Source organism: Streptomyces sp. NPDC028711 (assembly GCF_055565415.1).
On sequence record NZ_JBVHUJ010000011.1, the window covers coordinates 71,477 to 86,922 of the forward strand.

Genomic DNA, 15,446 nt, shown 5'->3' on the forward strand with positions numbered 1-15,446 from the left:
CGAAGGGGCGCGCCGCCCGCGTCCGCAGGGGCGGTCGCACCGGCCCACGGTCCGTCGTATTCCGGTCGCCCTGGGCGCGGCCGGCCTGGCAGGGTGTCCGGTATGAGTTCCCAGCCCGCAGCCCCAGGACCGGAGCGCCATCACGACCACGGCACGTGGCTCATGCGGTTCACCGGCCGGGTGCAGGTGGTCTGTCCCCGGTGCGGTGGCCGGGCGCTCGTCGTGCCCCTGCCGCGGCTCGAGGCACCGAAGTACGTCAGCGGCCTGCTCTTCCAGCCCCGCCGCCTCAGCTGCGCCGGTTGCGGGGCGGTGGCCGAGTGGACGGCCGAGCAGCGGGGCACCGCGCTGGTCGGGGTGGTGCCCGGCGGCACCGAGGACCCGTTCTTCGGGCGGCCGCTCTGGCTGCAGACCCGTTGCGCGGGGCGGATCCTCTGGGCGTACGACGAGGAGCACGTCGACGCGCTCGCCGCTTATGTGGGCGCGCGCCTGCGTGAACGTCACGCCTCTCCGACGTTGGCGATGTTCGCCCGGCTGCCCGTCTGGATGAAGTCGGCGGACCACCGGGACGAGGTGCTGGCCGGCCTGGCGAAGCTCCGGGCGCTCGCCGGACGCTCGTCCCCCACCGACCGCTCCGACGCGGCCCACGAGCACGGCTTCCGCCCGCGCCACCACGGCAGCCTCCTCTTCCGCGGCGGCCCGTACTAGGGGGTGTCTTGCCGATCACGCCGCGAGCCCGGCCTGATCGGCAAGACACCCCCTGGGCACGTGACAGGCACCACACGGGAGAACGTTGGTGGGACGGGTTCAAGCGGGTTCCGAACAGCGGCAGTAGAACGTTAGCGCGACGCCAGTGGGACGTGAGTCGCGCACGGCAAGCTGGCCGGGACCACACGTGGCCGACGCGTGCCCGGACCGGGAATCAGTAGACCCCCCACCGGCGCCTCCGCCACGGATCAGTAGACCTCGGGGGGCTCACCATGCGTGCCGACCATCCGGCGGGGGACACCGGAACGGCCGTCTCAACGGTCGCGCCGAAGACCCTGCCGCCCGGACCGTCGAGGCGAGTGAGAAAGAGCAGGTAGGGGAAGTGCTCACCAAGCGGGTGACGGTGACCGTCCACGCATCCGATCCGCTCAGCAGGGCCGGGCTCATCAGCCACTTGCGGCATCAGCCGACCGTCGACGTCGTTCCTGACCAGGACGACGGCGACCGGGACGGCCCGGCGGTCGCCGTGATGCTCGCGGAACGGATCGACGAACCGACCACCACCGAACTGCGGCGCCTGCTGCGCGGGAGGGACCAGCGCGTCGTGCTCGTCGCGCGCGAGCTGCGCGAGCCCGACCTGCTGGCCGTGGTCGAGTACGGGGTGCGGGCCATCATCTGGCGGCATCAGGCCACCGAACAGCGGCTGTTGAGCGCCGTGCACAGCGCGGCGCGCGGCGAGGGAGAGCTGCCGCCCGACCTGGTCAGCCGTCTGCTGAACCAGGTGGGGCGGCTGCAGAGGGCGACGACCACGGGAGCGGCCGCCGGCGGGGCGGTGCCGCTCTTCGGGATGGCACCGCGCGAGGTGGATGTGCTGCGGCTCCTCGCCGAGGGGCTCGACACCCGGCAGATCAGCGAGAAGCTCGCCTACTCCGAACGCACCGTCAAGAACATCCTGCACGCGCTGATGACGCGTCTCCAGCTCACCAACCGGGCGCATGCCGTCGCGTACGCGCTCCGCGAAGGCTACATCTGATGATCCATGAGATCGACGAGGCACTGCGGCGCCTGCTCGCGCCCGCCGTCACCGGCGACGTCGCCTTCGACGCGCCGACCCGCGACTGGGCGGCCCGCCGCAACGCCCCGACCCTGAACGCCTATCTGTACGACATCCGGGAGGACGTGGCGCGTCGGGAGCGCGGCGCCTACGCCGAGCGGGACGCCGGCGGCGTCGTGACGCGCAGACGCAGGCCGCCGCGCTGGTTCCGGCTCTCGTACCTGGTGACGGCCTGGACGTCACGCCCCGAGGACGAACACCGGCTGCTCTCGGGCGCGATGGCGCTGCTGCTGCCCCACGAGGTGCTGCCGGGCGACTCCGTGCCCGAGTCGGTGCGGCCGCTCACCGCCTCCCTTCCCCTCTCCGTCGCGGTGCCGCCCGCCGAGTCGCGTTCGCTCGCCGACATCTGGTCGGCGCTCGGCGGCGAACTCAAGCCCTCGCTCGACGTCGTCATCAGCACGCCGTTCCCCGTCACGCCCGTGCACGACGTGGCGCCGCCGGTCACCGAGGCGGAGTTCGTCGTCCGCGGGACCGACGGCGGGCCGGCCGACAGCAGGCCGCGGCTGATCCGGCGCGCGGGGATCACGGGGGTCGAGGAAGCCCTGAAGCTCAAGGGGGTTCGGGGCGGTGGCTCGGACTCCGGTCCCCCGCCCGGCGCCCGCTCCGGTTCGGAGAGGGAGGCCGGGGCGTGAGCGGTCCGGACGGTGTGCTGGAGCTGATCGACGCGCTGCGGTCGAGGGTCGGGGCGCTCGTGGAGGCCCGCAGTGCCGGCGATCCCACGGCGGGCGACCCGTTGCGCGGGCTCTACGTCAGTGCGGAGGCGGCCCGTCGGTCCGCCTCGGAGCCGGCTCCCGCCGGGGCGCGGGGCGCCGGTCTCCCCCTGCCCGACACCGGTCGGGGGGATCGGCTCGGGGCGCTGGCGCGGTCCTTCGGGCTGTCCCCGCTCGACGCGCACATCCTGCTCGTGGCTCTCGCACCCGATGTGGACCGGGGTTTCGAGACGCTGTACGGGTACCTCAACGACGATGTCGCACGGCGCCGGGCCTCCGTGGCCCTCGCCCTCGACCTCGCGGGTACGGGTCCCGCCGACCCTGCCGCCCGCGACCGGTTCCATCCGGCGGCGCCGCTCCGCTCCGGTGGCCTCCTTGATGTCGAGGACGAGGACAGGCCGCTGCCCGGGCGGGCCCTGCGGGTGCCGGAGCGGGTGGTGGCGCATCTGCTCGGCGACGACGGGCGGCTGGATGCCCGACTGGCCGGCCAGGGGGTCGAGCTGCTGACCGGGACGAAGACGGGCGACGCGTCCACCAGCCTCGGGACCGGGGCGGACACGGGCGACGCGTCCACGGGGCTCGGTGCGCGGGTCGCCGCCGCCGGGCCCGTGACCGTACATCTGCGGGAGCGTGTTCCCGGGGCCGCCACCGGTTCGGTGGTGGCCGCTCTGCTCGGTGCCGGGCGGCCCGTCCTGCGGTACCGGCCGGAGTCCGTCGACGAGGCGGTGGCGCGGGTGCTGCTGCGGGAGGCACGGCTCCGCGGTGCCGCCGTGGTCGTCGAGCCGCTGCCGCCGCGGCCCGGTCCGCTGGTGCGCGCCCTCGCCTCGCCGGACACGACAGTGGTCCTCGCCGGCACGGACGCGCCCGACCCCGGGTGGGCGCCGGACGGAGAGCTGCTGGTTCTCGACGCGCCGGAGGACGCGGCGCGTCCGGGTGACCTGTGGCGCGCCGAACTCAGCGCGGCCGAGCGTGACTTCGACCTGGACGAGGCGACCGCGCCGTACCGTCTCAGCGGGGACCAGGTCCGCAGGGCGGCCCGTACGGCGCGGGCGCTCGCCGCGTTCGAGGGCACCTCGCTCACCGCCGCGCAGGTGCAGCGGGGTGCCCGGCTGGTCTCGGCGCCCCTGCTCGACAGTCACGCACGGCGGATCCGGCCGGCGGTCGGCTTCGCCGACATCGTCCTTCCCGAGGAACCGCTGGGGCTGCTGCGCGAGCTGACGGGCCGGGCCCGCAACCGGGACCGGGTGCTCGGCGAGTGGCGGCTGCGCACCGGCGGCGGGCGCGGGCGGGGTGTCGTCGCGCTGTTCGCCGGGGAGTCGGGCACCGGAAAGACGCTCGCCGCCGAGGTCGTCGCGGGCGACCTCGGCCTGGACCTCTATGTGGTGGACCTCTCGTCGGTGGTCGACAAGTACGTCGGCGAGACCGAGAAGAACCTGGAGCGGATCTTCGTCGAGGTGGACCGCACGGACTGTGTGCTGCTGTTCGACGAGGCCGACGCGGTGTTCGGCAAGCGGTCGGAGGTGAAGAGCTCGCACGACCGGTACGCCAACCTGGAGAGTGCGTATCTCCTCCAGCGCCTTGAGTCGTTCGCCGGGATCGCGGTGCTGACGACCAACCTCCGGGCCAACATCGACGAGGCGTTCACGCGCCGGCTCGATCTGGTCGTGGACTTTCCGTTCCCCGACCCGGAGCAGCGGGTCTCGCTCTGGCACTCCTGCCTGGCGGGCACGCCGAAGGCGGAGGACGCGCACGAGGAGATCGCGCGCTGCGCCGGGGAGTTCGAGCTGGCGGGCGGCGCGATCCGCTCGGCCGCGGTGACGGCCGGGTACCTGGCGGCGGCCCGCGGCTCGGCGGTGACCGGCGAGGACGTACGGGCGGGGGCGCGGCGCGAGTACCAGAAGGCGGGACGGCTCGTCCTGGACGCGGGGGCGCCCTGGGCTCCGTGACGGAGCGCTCGGCGGAGCGGTCGGAGAACCGGAGGAGGGGGCCACCCGTGCGGGTGGCCCCCTCCTGGCTGTCGGACCGCTCGCCCGTCAGCTCACATGATGCTGCCGCCGAGCATCTTGCGGATCGTCGGCCAGTCGACGTTGCCGGTCACGGTGACGCCGACGGCCGCCTGGTAGGCGCGGATCTTCGATTCGACCTGGGTGCTGTAGTGGCTGGGCGTGTCCGAGTTGGAGCGGAAGTGGTCGATGCCCCATTGGGCGTTGGTGCGTGCCCGTTCGAAGTCGGTGTCGCTGTAGTCGCGGTTGTACGCCGCCCAGAACGCCGCCATCAGCTGGGTCGTCTCCCAGCTGGTGCCACCGGTGCGTACCTTCTCCGGCGTGATGCCCTGAGCCCAGAGAGAGGTGAGTGTGGCCGGGCCGAGGGTGCCCTCGGCGTCCGTCTTGAAGATCTCGGCGGAGTTCTTCTGGTTCTCTTCCCCGTCCCTCACGACGGCGTTCTGGTAGCAGGCGAGGGAGTTGCGGGTCGGCGTGTCGATCACGCCGGGGCTCCAGCCCGGCTGGAGCCTGCACGGGTTGCCGGCCGCCATGTGCGCGAGGCGTTCCTGGGCGAACTCGACGATGACGTCCTTCGGAGAGCCGGGGACCCAGGGGGGCACGGGCTCCGGGGCGACGGGCGGGGCCGGGGGCTGTTCGTTCCCGTCGTCTCCGGTGTCCGGCGGGGGCGGGGTCGCTCCGCCGCCTCCGTCCTGCCCGCCGCCGTCCTGGCCGCCCTCCGTCGGGCCGCCGCCGCTGCCTCCCGTGGCGCCGCCTTGCCCGCCGTCCCCGCCGGCCGGCGGGGGTCCGCCGTCCGAGGCGGGCGGCGGGCCGCCGGGCGTGGGCCCGCCGTTCCCACCCGGCGGGGGCGGCGCCTCGGGCAGCGCCGATCCCGTGCCCTGCGGCGCGGGCCTGGGCGCGCCGGTCGCCCGGATCTCCTTCGCCGCGCTGACGATCTTCGGCGAGAAGTTGAACCAGAGCACGACGAAGGCGATCACGGCGGTCAGCAGGAGTCCGCCGACCACCATCAGCCAGTTCCCGAAGACGGGCCGTTGGTCGAAGGTGGCGTCGAGGTCGAGGGTGGTGTCGTCGCCCGCCCGCCGTACGGCGACGGTGAAGCGGTGCGACTCCTCGGCGCCGGTCCACCGCACGGTTTCCGGCCGCACGACGAGTTCCCCGAAGGCGGCACGGCCCGGGGCGATCTGCACGGCGTTCGGCCGTACGTCGAAGGTGAGCCGGTTCGCCTCGTCGCGTGCCACGAGGGACGCGGTCAGGGGGGTGTTGCCGAGGTTGTCCACGGCTATCCGGGCCCGCCCGCGGAAGCGGCCGAGGAGCGAGGGCGGCAGCAGTTCGGCGCGCGTCTCGGTGAACGGCGTGATGGTCAGCCGGCCCTCCACCACGTCGCGGGCGGCGGCGTTCTCGCGGGGGTCGACACGGATGCCGTACGCGAGCGGTCCGGCCTCCACGTCGGAGGAGCGGGGCGGGGCGAAGGAGATCTCGGCGGTCCCCTCGCTGCCCGGGTAGAGGCGGAGTACGTCCGGTTCCACCCGGGACCAGCCCGAGGGTTTCCCGACGAGGGAGAGCCGATACTCCTCGACGGTGTCGCCGGTGTTCCGTACCCGCAGTCGGGCGCCGGCGCGTGCTCCGGGCTCGACGGTCACCTCGGCCGGGTCCAGAGAGGTCCACATGGTCATGGGCGAACGTTAAGGGGGCGGGGGTGGTGTCAGGCTGCCCGAAAGTCCCTGCTCGGGGGCAGCGCGCCGTGCCCGTGGGGCCTCCGGGCCGCTGCGGGGGCCGCCGGGCCCCTGGGGCCGGGGGCGTCGTGGGGGCCGGGCCGCGAGGAGCGGTGTCCGCGAGGGCAACCGTCGCTGCCCTCGCGAACGCCCCTTCCTCCCTGGCCGGGGCGGTGGGACTCGGCGAGAGTCGGAAGCGTACGACCGCTGCCGACGGCCGAGGGGAGGGCGAGCGGGATGAAGCCGACGCGCCACACGCGCCCCGATGCGGCGGACCACGGCACGACGGGGTCGGGCCGACGGGACCGCCCGGCGGCCTCCGACGGCGCGGCGCACCTGAGACCGGGAGCGGCGGCGAGGCCCTGCGCGTTCACGTTCGCGGTGCGCACCGGCCGGAGCAGCGGGCCGCGCCACGGCCGGTGGAGCGCGACGCGCCACGGCCGGAGCAGCGGGACCCGCTCCCGCCCCGCGCGGAGGTCCGCCCGTACCGCTCTCGCCACCGTCCGCACCACCCCGTGACACCGCATCACCATCGCCTTCCGCAGCACCACGCTCCCCGAGGAGAACACGCACCATGCCCACGTACCTGTCCCCCGGCGTCTACGTCGAGGAAGTCGCCAGCGGCTCCCGCCCCATCGAGGGCCTCGGGACCTCCGTCGCCGCCTTCGTCGGCCTGTCGCCCGTCGGACCGCTGAACGAGCCGGTGCTCGTCACCAACTGGTCGCAGTACGTCGCGGCGTTCGGTGACTTCACGGACGGGTACTACCTCGCCCACTCCGTGTACGGGTTCCTCAACAACGGCGGCACCGCCGCGTACGTCGTGCGTGTCGGCGGTGGGGACGCCCAGGGCGCCACGCGGGCCGTCGGATCCGCCCCCGCCGTCGCCGCGCCGCAGCTCGTCGCCGGTGAGGCCGTCGCGCTCGGCACCTTCCGGGTCGCCGCCGTCGCCGCCGGCTCCGAGGCCGGTGGCGCACTCACCGTCGAGGTGCAGGACGTCGAGGGCGAGGCGGAGCGCTTCAAGCTGGTCGTGAAGGACGGGGAGAAGGTCGTCGAGAGCTTCGACGCCTCCGCGAAGAAGAGTGCCCGCAACTACGTCGTGGCGCAGGTCAAGCAGCGCTCCAAGACCATCGTCCTGGAGGAGGCGGCGGCCGGCGCGCAGCTCGCCAGGCCCGACGCGCAGACCGTGACGCTGGCGCCGCCCGCGCAGGTGCCCGCCCCCGTCACCGCGCGGGCCGACGTCGCCGGTGCGCTGGAGTCGGGGCAGTTCATCGGCGACTCCGCCGACCGGACCGGCTTCGGCGGTCTTGAGGCGTTCGACGAGATCAACATGGTGGCCGTGCCCGACCTGATGGCCGCCTACCAGCAGGGACTCATCGACCTGGAGCAGGTCAAGGCCGTCCAGCTCGGTCTCATCGCGCACTGCGAGCTGATGGGCGACCGGATGGCGATCCTCGACCCGCCGCCCTCGCTCAACGCCCGTGACGTCCGCAAGTGGCGGCAGGAGCTCGCCGGTTACGACTCCGCGTACGCGGCGCTCTACTACCCGTGGATCAAGGCCTTCGACCCGGCGAGCGGCCAGACCCGCACGGTTCCGCCGTCCGGCCACATGGCCGGCGTCTGGGCCCGCAACGACGCCGAGCGGGGAGTCCACAAGGCCCCCGCCAACGAGATCGTGCGCGGCGCGGTCGACCTGGAGCTCCAGATCACGCGCGGTGAGCAGGACCTGCTCAACCCGATCGGCGTGAACTGCATCCGCGCCTTCCCCGGGCGCGGCATCCGGGTGTGGGGCGCGCGGACGCTGGCCTCCGACCCGGCGTGGCGCTACCTCAACGTCCGCCGCTACTTCAACTACCTCGAGGAGTCGATCCTCGTCGGTACCCAGTGGGTCGTCTTCGAGCCCAACGACCAGTCGCTGTGGGCCCGTATCCGCCGCAACATCTCCGCCTTCCTCGTCAACGAGTGGCGTCAGGGCGCCCTGTTCGGCCAGCGTGCCGAGGACGCGTTCTACGTGAAGTGCGACGCCGAGACCAACCCGCCGGAGTCCGTCGACCTGGGCCGCGTGGTCTGCGAGATCGGCATCGCCCCGGTGAAGCCCGCCGAGTTCGTGGTCTTCCGGCTCGCCCAGATCCAGGGCGGCGGCGGCGAGCTGGAGGAGTAGTCCCCCGCCCCGCGTCCCCCTCAGCACCCGAAACCCCTCTCATGAACAGGAGTGAACCGTATGTCCCTCGACACCGGTGACGCCCTCACCACCCACAATTTCGGCCTGCAGATCGACGGCGTCATGGTCGAGACCCTCCAGGAGATCAGCGGCCTCTCGATGGAGCAGGACGTCATCGAGTTCCAGCAGGTCTCGGCGGACGGCAAGCCGATCATCAAGAAGCTTCCCGGTGTGAAGAAGGCCGGTCAGTGCACGGTGACCCGGGGCGCGACCCAGTCCGCCGCCTTCACCGAGTGGATCACGTCCTCCATCGCCGGCGACATGGGCTCGGCCCGCAAGGACGCGTCCATCATCTTCCTGGACTACCAGCTCACCGAGGTGAAGCGGTACAACCTGCGCAACGCCTGGTGCACCAAGGTGGAGCTGAGCGCGACCAAGGCCGGCGACGCCGCCGCCCTGACCGAGCAGGTCACCATCACCTTCGAAGAGCTGACGCTCGGCTGATGCGACGCGAAGGAGGAGCGGCGGGCACGCAGCCGGGCCACCGACAGGAGCCGCTGCGCACGGAGTTCGAGTTCGAGCTGCCGCGCGGGTTCGTCGACGAGGCGGGCACCGTGCACCGCGGCGGTGCGATGCGGCTCGCCACGGCCAGGGACGAGCTGCTCCCGCTGCGGGACATCCGGGTCCGTGAGAACCCGGCGTATCTGTCCGTGGTGCTGCTCGGCCGGGTGATCACACGCCTGGGCACGCTCCCGTCGGTCCATGACGGGACGGTGGAGAACATGTTCGCCTCCGACCTGGCGTTCCTCCAGGACTTCTACCGGCAGATCAACGCGGAGGGCCACACCAGGGCCGCCGTCGCCTGCCCGCACTGCGAGGAGTCCTTCGAGGTCGAGCTGGCCGGGAGCCGCCTGGGGGAATCGTGACGTACGCGGCCGACCGGATCGAGGAGGAGACCGCGTACCTCGCCTTCCACTTCCACTGGGGCATGGACGACATCCTCGATCTGGAACACGCGGACCGGCGGAGGTACGTGGCTCAGGTGGCGTCGCTCGTGGAGCGGTCGCAGGCGTAACCGCTGTGTAGGGAGAGGGGGTTGGAGGAGACGGTGGGAATGTTCGAGAGATGGCGGGCGGCGCGGTCGGAGCGCGGTGACGCGCGGGCCGCTGCCCAGGCGGAGAGCGGCGCGCCCGTCGCGCCGGCGACGGCGTCCGGAGACGCCTGGCGTGGGCTTCCGCCCCTGCAGCGGGTACTGGACACCGCCGCCGCGCGTACCGTCGCGGAACACGGCTTCGCCGCCTCGCTCGCGACCCACTGGGACCCCTCCTTCCAGAGCGACCTGGGCCATGGGGCGGTGCCGGACGCGCCGAGCGGTGTACTGCTCGACGCGGTACGGCCCGTACAGCGGTCGGCGACCCGGCCCGAGGCGGCTGCCGAACTGCCGGGGCTGCGGCTGCCGGTGGCGGGAACGAGTGGGGGGACGGCTTCCGCGGCGGGTTCGGGGAGGGTGTCCGGGCTGGTTCCGGGTGCGGGATCGGCTTCCGGGCCGGTGCCTGGTTCGGGAACGGCGTCCGGGCCGGTGCCTGGTTCGGGAACGGCTTCCCGGTCCGCTTCCGTGTCCGCTCCGGGCTCGGCTGGGGGCTCGGCCGCGCGGTCGGGTTCCGGTCGTGCGGGCGGGTCGGTGCCCCCGGGGGCCGGCGCCCGTGGCGCCACACCGTCGGTGTCGCCGCCGGCGGCGACAGCTCCGCACGGGCGACAGGCCGGGGCGGCCCGTCCCGTACGGGGCGAGGCGCCGGCGCCGGTACAACGTGTGCCTTCCACCGCTCCCGTAGGGGTCGAGCCGGCCGCAGTTCCCGTACGGGATGCAGCTGACGCTCCTGTACGAGGTGGCGGCGCGCAGCGCCCTCCGGCGTCCGCGCCTCGGGCGGTCCAGCGTGCTGCCGCGCCCGAAGCCAGGAGTTCCGAGGGCGCGGCCCGGACGTCCGCGTCCAGGAGCGGCGCCCGCGAACCCGAATCCGGCTCCGTGGCGCGTACGGCGACACCGTCCCTCGGCGCCACGCCCCCCGGGCCCGTACGGCCGATGCCCGTTCGGCGTGCGTCGCTCGTCTCCGCCCGGCCCGTGCAGCCGCCGCGCCGACTCGCCCCTGCCGGGGCGGCCCGGCAGGGTGGCACGGTCACGCCCGGCGCGGCGCCCGTCCAGCGGGCGGCAGTCCCTGCCTCCGCGTCCGAGCGCGGTGCGACGCCGACGACCGCGCACGACACCGCCGCACCGGAGCCCTTGGCTGCCGGTCGGCCCCAGAACGTCCCGGGCCCCGCTTCCCCCGTGGGGCCCGGGACTCCCGTCGGCACGGCCGACGCGCCGGTCGCGCCGGTGCAGCGTCGTCCTCTCGTGCGTCGCTCCCGGCGTGCCCCCGGGGCGGACTGGAACACGACGTCGTCCACGCCGCCGCCGGGCCCGGCGACCCCGGTGGCACCGGAACCTCAGGCGAGCCCGCCGCCTCCGTCAGGTCCGGTGGCACCGGAACCTCAGGCGAGCCGACCGCTTCCGTCTGGACCCGCACCGCGGAAGGCTCCGGCCGCTCCGGTACGTCCCTCGGCACCGACCACTCCCCCGAGCCCGACGGCTCCACCCACTCCCCCGGCAACCCCGGCGGCCCCGGCCAACCTGCCGACCCCGGCGGCCCCGGCGGCCCCGGCCGCCGCCCCTCGCCCGGTCACCACACCTCCGCCCGCCCACCCGGGCCTCGGCGCTCCCGTGCAGCGCTCGGCCGTCGAGGCACCCGTACCGCACCCGAATCCGACGCCACGGGGCAACCCCGCACCACGCACCAGCGCCGCGCCGCGCCGGTCTCCGATCGGGGCGCCGATCACACCGTCGACCACCCCGCCGACCGCCCCTCCGACCACCCTGCCGGTCGCCCCGCCCTCCCCGACCCGGCCGTCGTCCGCTCCCTCCACGCCCTCGGCCCTTCCGGGCGTCCCCGTGGCTCCCGCGTCCCGGCCGGCCGCCGCACCGGCCCCGAGCACCCCCCTGACTCCGCCCGCGCTTCCGCCGGTCGCGCCCCTTCCACGTACCCCGGCATCCGCGTCGGCTCCGATCCAGCGGGCGACCGCCCCCGAGGCAGCCGACGTTCCGGGAGAACCGGCGCCGACGACGGCTGTGTCGAACAGTGCTCCTTCGGCTCCCGTCGCCGCGCCGCTTCCCCTCGTACAGCGCTCCACGGCCGCACCCCGGCGGAGCGCCGCGCTCCCGAGTGCGGCAGCTCCCCCTCCCCGGCCCGCTGCGCAGCCGCCCGCCCACGCTCCCGCCGAGCTCCCCATGCCCGTGGTCACCGTCACCGACGTACCCCGTGCCGGCGTACCCGGCGTGCAGCGGCAGGCCGCGCTTCCGCTCGCCGGCACGCGGTCGTTCACACCGAAGCCGCCGGACGTCCCGACCGCGCCGCCCTCCTCCCGTACCCCTGGCGGCCCGGCCCCGCGTACCTCCCCCGCCACGGCCGCCGTTCCCCTCTCCAGGCCCACCACCCCAGTCCCCCACGTCCAGCGCCGCTCCGCCGCGACGCCGCCCAGTTCCCCCCTTCCCGTCGTCCCCCTCGCCTCGCCCTCCGCCGCGCGGCCGGTCGCGCGCCCGGTGGCCGTACAGCGTCACACCGCTCCCGAGGCGACGCCGTCCGCGTCCCCGCTCCACGTCGTGGCCCCCGTCCCGCTCCAGCGGACCACCGCGGCACCCGCTCCGGCCGCGCACGCCCCGCGCGCCGCCACCACCGTCACCAGGACCGCACCGGCTCAGACCGCCGTACAGCGGACCGCCACGACCCCGCATGCCGCCGCCGCAGGTGCCGACACCGATGGGCCCGGTCAGCTGGACGAGTTGGCCCGTCGTCTCGTCACCCCGCTGTCGCGGCTCCTGCGTGCCGAGCTCCGCGCCGACCGGGAGCGGGTGGGCCGGCTCCGCGACCACGGCCGCTGACCGGCCGTCCCGGCCCCTTCCCAGGCTTCCGCCCCGACACCGACACGACGATCCGAGAGACCCGCCACCATGCCCCAGCAGCTGGACCCCGCATCCACCGTCTTCTTCAAGCTCAGCATCGACGGCCAGGACCTCGGCCTGTTCAACAGCTGTGACGGTCTCTCCTCCGAGGTCGAAGTGGAGCAGCGCCGGGAAGGGGGGAACAACGGTTTCGTCTGGCAGCTCCCCACCCGCGTCACGTTCTCCACGATCCGACTCACCCGTCCCCTCACCCCCGACACGGCCAAGGTCGCCGCCTGGGTCTCGTCGCTCGCCACCGGGATCACCCGTCCGACGGCGCAGATCGCGGCGCTGCGCGCGGACGGGTCGCTCGTCGCCCAGTGGGGTCTGGTGGAGGTGCTGCCGGTCCGCTGGACGGGGCCGACGCTCGACCCGGCGAATCCGGCCGTGGCGACGGAGACGCTGGAGATCGCGCACCACGGTTTCACCGACGCGGGAGGCGCCTGAGATGGCACCGTCCTTCGGCGGGCTCGTCGCCAGCGGACTGTCGCGCGCGTCGCTCGCCATCCACCAGCCGCCCACCGACCTGTCGAGCAACTACGGCGGCAAGCTCGGCGAAGTCACCTTCGAGTTCAACCCGGATCAGCTCAGCCTCAGCCGGTCCGCGAGCTGGCACACCGAGCAGGCCGTCGCGTACGACCGGGGCGCGCCGCCGAAGTTCACCGGCAGCCAACCCGCCGAGATGCAGCTCGAGGTCTTCCTCGACCGTTCCGGCGACCCGTCGTCCGACGACGTGAAGCAGCAGGTGGAACTGCTGCTCTCCTGTTGTGAGGTGACCCAGCAGAGCATCAGCGCGAAGGCGCCGTCGCCGCCGTGGGTGCAGTTCACCTGGGGGTCGTTCTCGACGGTGCAGTTCATCGCGTACGTCACCTCCGTGTCCGCGACGTACACCCTGTTCAGCCCCAGCGGGATGCCGATCCGGGCCACCTGTTCGCTCGCGCTCACCGAGATCTCCAGCGCGACCAAGAAGCAGAACCCGACCTCGGGCGCGCTCTCGGCCCGTCGGGTGCACCGCACGGTCGCCGGGGACTCGCTCGCCTCCCTCGCCTGGCGGGAGTACGGCGACGCGACCCGCTGGCGTGTCATCGCCGAGGCGAACCGCATCGACGACCCGATGCGGTTGCGGCCCGGCACGGAACTGCTGCTCCCTTCCACCACCGAAACGCCGGAGACCGAGGGCGCCTCATGAGCGAGAAGACCTTCACCACCGTCCTCCACGTGCAGCTCGACGGCACGCCGCTGCCGGACCCGCTCGCGGTCCGCCTGACCGAGGGCTGGGTGGACGCGAGTGTCAACGTGCCGTCCGCCTTCCAGCTGACCTTCGGGGACAAGGACGGCACCCTCACCGGGAAGTTCCCCTTCCTCAAGGTCGGGGCGATGGCGGTGCTTTCGCCCTTCACCGACGGGAAGCTCGGGGAGCCGATGCTCACCGGCGAGGTCACCGCCGTCGAGGTGGACGCGGCGCCAGGACACGGCCGGTATCTGATCGTGCGCGGTTACGACCCGGGCCACCGGCTGCTGCGCAGTCGGCGCGTCGAGGGCTATCCGAACATGACGGCGTCCGACATCGTCAGGAAGCTCGCCGCGCTCAACCGGATCCCGCTGGGCAGGATCGACGCGACGCCGACGGTGTACGAGCTGGCGACCCAGCCCAACATCACCGACTGGGACTTCCTGTCCCGGCTGGCGCGGGAGAACGACGTGCGTCTCTCGCTCGACCCGGCGGGCCGGCTCGTCTTCGCCGCGCTGCCTCCGGCCTCGTCCGCGCCCGCCGACACGACGCCGGCGGCGGTCAGCCCGTACGTGCTGGACTTCGGGAGCAACACGCTGCACAGCCGGGTGTCCGTGACCGCCGCCGGGCAGGTCGGGAAGGTGGACGTGCGGGGCTGGGATCCCCGTACCAAGCAGGCGCTGTCGTCTCCGACGCCCGCCGTGGCGAGCACGGAGATCGTCTCCGACATCACCCCCGCCCAGCTGTCCGCCCCCTTCGGTCCCGCCGAACTGGCGGCGACGGGGACGCCGTTCACGACGCAGTCGGAGGTGACGCGGGCGGCGGTGGCGCTCGCGGACGACGTCACCGGCTCGTTCGCGGAGCTGGAGGTCGCCGTCACGGGCAACCCGGCGCTGAAGCCGGGGCAGCCGGTGGCCGTGAAGGGCGCGGGTTTTCCCTTCGAGGGGCGTTACACGGCCACCGGTGTCCGGCATGTCTTCGCGTCGGGACGGCAGTTCGCGACGTGGCTGACCGTGTCGGGCCGGCAGTTCCGTTCGCTGTACGGGACGGCTTCGGGCGGTGGGGAGCCGGCGCCGCCGATGCCGGGGGTCGCGGTCGCGCTCGTCACCAACACGAAGGACCCGCTGTCGCTCGGCCGGGTCAGGCTGCGTTTCCCGTGGCTCTCGGCGACGTACGAGAGCGGCTGGTGCCGGGTCGCCCAGCTCGGCGGGCGCGGTGGCGGCGGTCTGATGCTGCCGGAGGTGGACGACGAGGTGCTGTGCGCCTTCGACCGGGGGTCACTGGAACACCCGTACGTCCTGGCGGGGCTGTACAACGGCGTCGACCGGCACACCCCGGCGACCGACCGGGTACCGCCGGTCGATCCGACCAGCGGACGGGTCCAGTGGCGTGCCCTGACCTCGCGGACCGGTCACACGGTGGAGCTGCGCGAGGAGGGCGGCCGGACGCGGGCCTCGCACGGCATCCGCCTGCGCACCGCGAAGGGCGGGCTGAGCGTCGAGCTGAACGAGGCGCGGACCACGCTGACCATCGACAGCGACGGCACGGTCACCATCTCGGGGGCCCGGGGGGTCACGGTGGAGTCGGGGACCGATCTGACGCTCTCCGCGAAGGGGCGGATCAAGCTCGACGCGGGGCTCGGTGTGGACATCAAGGCCGGGATGAAGTTCAAGGTGTCGGCGCTGACGCAGGCCGTCGTCAACGCGCCGGCGTTCGTGACCTCGACCGTCCCCATGCCGAACCCCGTCGTGGCGAACCTGCCGATCTGATGGCCGGTATCCCGGTC

The 15,446-nt window shown here is 73.8% G+C and carries 13 protein-coding genes; 12 read left to right on the forward strand and 1 reads right to left on the reverse strand.

Features of this window, described 5'->3' with window-relative positions:
- Positions 1 to 102: 102 nt before the first annotated feature.
- The 4 genes from ACZ4VK_RS28970 (at position 103) to ACZ4VK_RS28985 (ending at position 4,475) form a co-directional block, all read left to right on the forward strand.
- Entirely contained in the window at positions 103 to 705 is a 603-nt protein-coding gene (locus ACZ4VK_RS28970) for a hypothetical protein (RefSeq protein ID WP_468358230.1), read from the forward strand.
- A gap of 382 nt (positions 706 to 1,087) precedes the next feature.
- A complete protein-coding gene (locus tag ACZ4VK_RS28975; RefSeq protein ID WP_468358233.1) occupies positions 1,088 to 1,738 on the forward strand; it encodes a helix-turn-helix transcriptional regulator in 651 nt (216 codons plus the stop codon).
- Positions 1,738 to 2,451, forward strand: a complete 714-nt coding sequence (locus tag ACZ4VK_RS28980; protein WP_468358236.1) for a Pvc16 family protein — start codon at positions 1,738 to 1,740, stop codon at positions 2,449 to 2,451. Before ACZ4VK_RS28975 ends, ACZ4VK_RS28980 begins: the two co-directional genes overlap by 1 nt.
- Positions 2,448 to 4,475 carry an AAA family ATPase gene (locus ACZ4VK_RS28985; protein WP_468358239.1) on the forward strand — a complete coding sequence of 676 codons (2,028 nt, stop codon included), beginning with the start codon at positions 2,448 to 2,450 and terminating at the stop codon, positions 4,473 to 4,475. Before ACZ4VK_RS28980 ends, ACZ4VK_RS28985 begins: the two co-directional genes overlap by 4 nt.
- 92 nt (positions 4,476 to 4,567) lie before the next feature.
- Here the strand turns inward: ACZ4VK_RS28985 and ACZ4VK_RS28990 are convergent, their stop codons facing one another.
- A complete protein-coding gene (locus ACZ4VK_RS28990; protein WP_468358241.1) occupies positions 4,568 to 6,202 on the reverse strand; it encodes a COG1470 family protein in 1,635 nt (544 codons plus the stop codon).
- 613 nt (positions 6,203 to 6,815) lie between these two features.
- On the opposite strand from ACZ4VK_RS28990, the gene ACZ4VK_RS28995 reads away from it, so the two are divergent.
- From ACZ4VK_RS28995 to ACZ4VK_RS29030, 8 genes are all read left to right on the forward strand, one after another.
- On the forward strand, positions 6,816 to 8,399 hold the full coding sequence (locus tag ACZ4VK_RS28995; RefSeq protein ID WP_468358244.1) for a phage tail sheath family protein: 1,584 nt from the start codon (positions 6,816 to 6,818) through the stop codon (positions 8,397 to 8,399).
- A gap of 60 nt (positions 8,400 to 8,459) precedes the next feature.
- Complete coding sequence (locus ACZ4VK_RS29000; protein WP_383586967.1) at positions 8,460 to 8,903, forward strand: phage tail protein; 444 nt, start codon at positions 8,460 to 8,462, stop codon at positions 8,901 to 8,903.
- Positions 8,903 to 9,325 carry a hypothetical protein gene (locus ACZ4VK_RS29005; RefSeq protein WP_468358248.1) on the forward strand — a complete coding sequence of 141 codons (423 nt, stop codon included), beginning with the start codon at positions 8,903 to 8,905 and terminating at the stop codon, positions 9,323 to 9,325. The genes ACZ4VK_RS29000 and ACZ4VK_RS29005 overlap by 1 nt, the downstream gene beginning before the upstream one ends.
- Entirely contained in the window at positions 9,322 to 9,474 is a 153-nt protein-coding gene (locus ACZ4VK_RS29010) for a DUF6760 family protein (protein ID WP_167346856.1), read from the forward strand. The genes ACZ4VK_RS29005 and ACZ4VK_RS29010 overlap by 4 nt, the downstream gene beginning before the upstream one ends.
- A gap of 2,244 nt (positions 9,475 to 11,718) precedes the next feature.
- Positions 11,719 to 12,369: a hypothetical protein gene (locus ACZ4VK_RS29015; RefSeq protein WP_468358251.1), complete on the forward strand. Its 651-nt coding sequence runs from the start codon at positions 11,719 to 11,721 to the stop codon at positions 12,367 to 12,369.
- 69 nt (positions 12,370 to 12,438) lie between these two features.
- The gene (locus ACZ4VK_RS29020; RefSeq protein ID WP_389681606.1) at positions 12,439 to 12,876 is read left to right on the forward strand and encodes a phage tail protein; all 438 of its coding nucleotides are present in this window, start codon (positions 12,439 to 12,441) and stop codon (positions 12,874 to 12,876) included.
- Between the two features lies 1 nt (position 12,877).
- Positions 12,878 to 13,618, forward strand: coding sequence for a CIS tube protein (locus ACZ4VK_RS29025; RefSeq protein WP_468358255.1), 741 nt, complete (start codon positions 12,878 to 12,880; stop codon positions 13,616 to 13,618).
- A complete protein-coding gene (locus tag ACZ4VK_RS29030; protein ID WP_468358258.1) occupies positions 13,615 to 15,429 on the forward strand; it encodes a VgrG-related protein in 1,815 nt (604 codons plus the stop codon). The genes ACZ4VK_RS29025 and ACZ4VK_RS29030 overlap by 4 nt, the downstream gene beginning before the upstream one ends.
- Positions 15,430 to 15,446: the final 17 nt, after the last annotated feature.

Excerpts from the sequence above, each read along its gene's own strand:
- ACZ4VK_RS29020 (WP_389681606.1), top strand. The coding sequence starts at position 12,439 with ATGCCCCAGCAGCTGGACCCCGCATCCACCGTCTTCTTCAAGCTCAGC.
- ACZ4VK_RS28995 (WP_468358244.1), top strand. The coding sequence starts at position 6,816 with ATGCCCACGTACCTGTCCCCCGGCGTCTACGTCGAGGAAGTCGCCAGC.
- ACZ4VK_RS29025 (WP_468358255.1), top strand. The coding sequence starts at position 12,878 with ATGGCACCGTCCTTCGGCGGGCTCGTCGCCAGCGGACTGTCGCGCGCG.
- ACZ4VK_RS29030 (WP_468358258.1), top strand. The coding sequence starts at position 13,615 with ATGAGCGAGAAGACCTTCACCACCGTCCTCCACGTGCAGCTCGACGGC.
- ACZ4VK_RS29015 (WP_468358251.1), top strand. The coding sequence starts at position 11,719 with ATGCCCGTGGTCACCGTCACCGACGTACCCCGTGCCGGCGTACCCGGC.
- ACZ4VK_RS29005 (WP_468358248.1), top strand. The coding sequence starts at position 8,903 with ATGCGACGCGAAGGAGGAGCGGCGGGCACGCAGCCGGGCCACCGACAG.
- ACZ4VK_RS29000 (WP_383586967.1), top strand. The coding sequence starts at position 8,460 with ATGTCCCTCGACACCGGTGACGCCCTCACCACCCACAATTTCGGCCTG.
- ACZ4VK_RS28970 (WP_468358230.1), top strand. The coding sequence starts at position 103 with ATGAGTTCCCAGCCCGCAGCCCCAGGACCGGAGCGCCATCACGACCAC.
- ACZ4VK_RS28990 (WP_468358241.1), bottom strand. The coding sequence starts at position 6,202 with ATGACCATGTGGACCTCTCTGGACCCGGCCGAGGTGACCGTCGAGCCC.
- ACZ4VK_RS28980 (WP_468358236.1), top strand. The coding sequence starts at position 1,738 with ATGATCCATGAGATCGACGAGGCACTGCGGCGCCTGCTCGCGCCCGCC.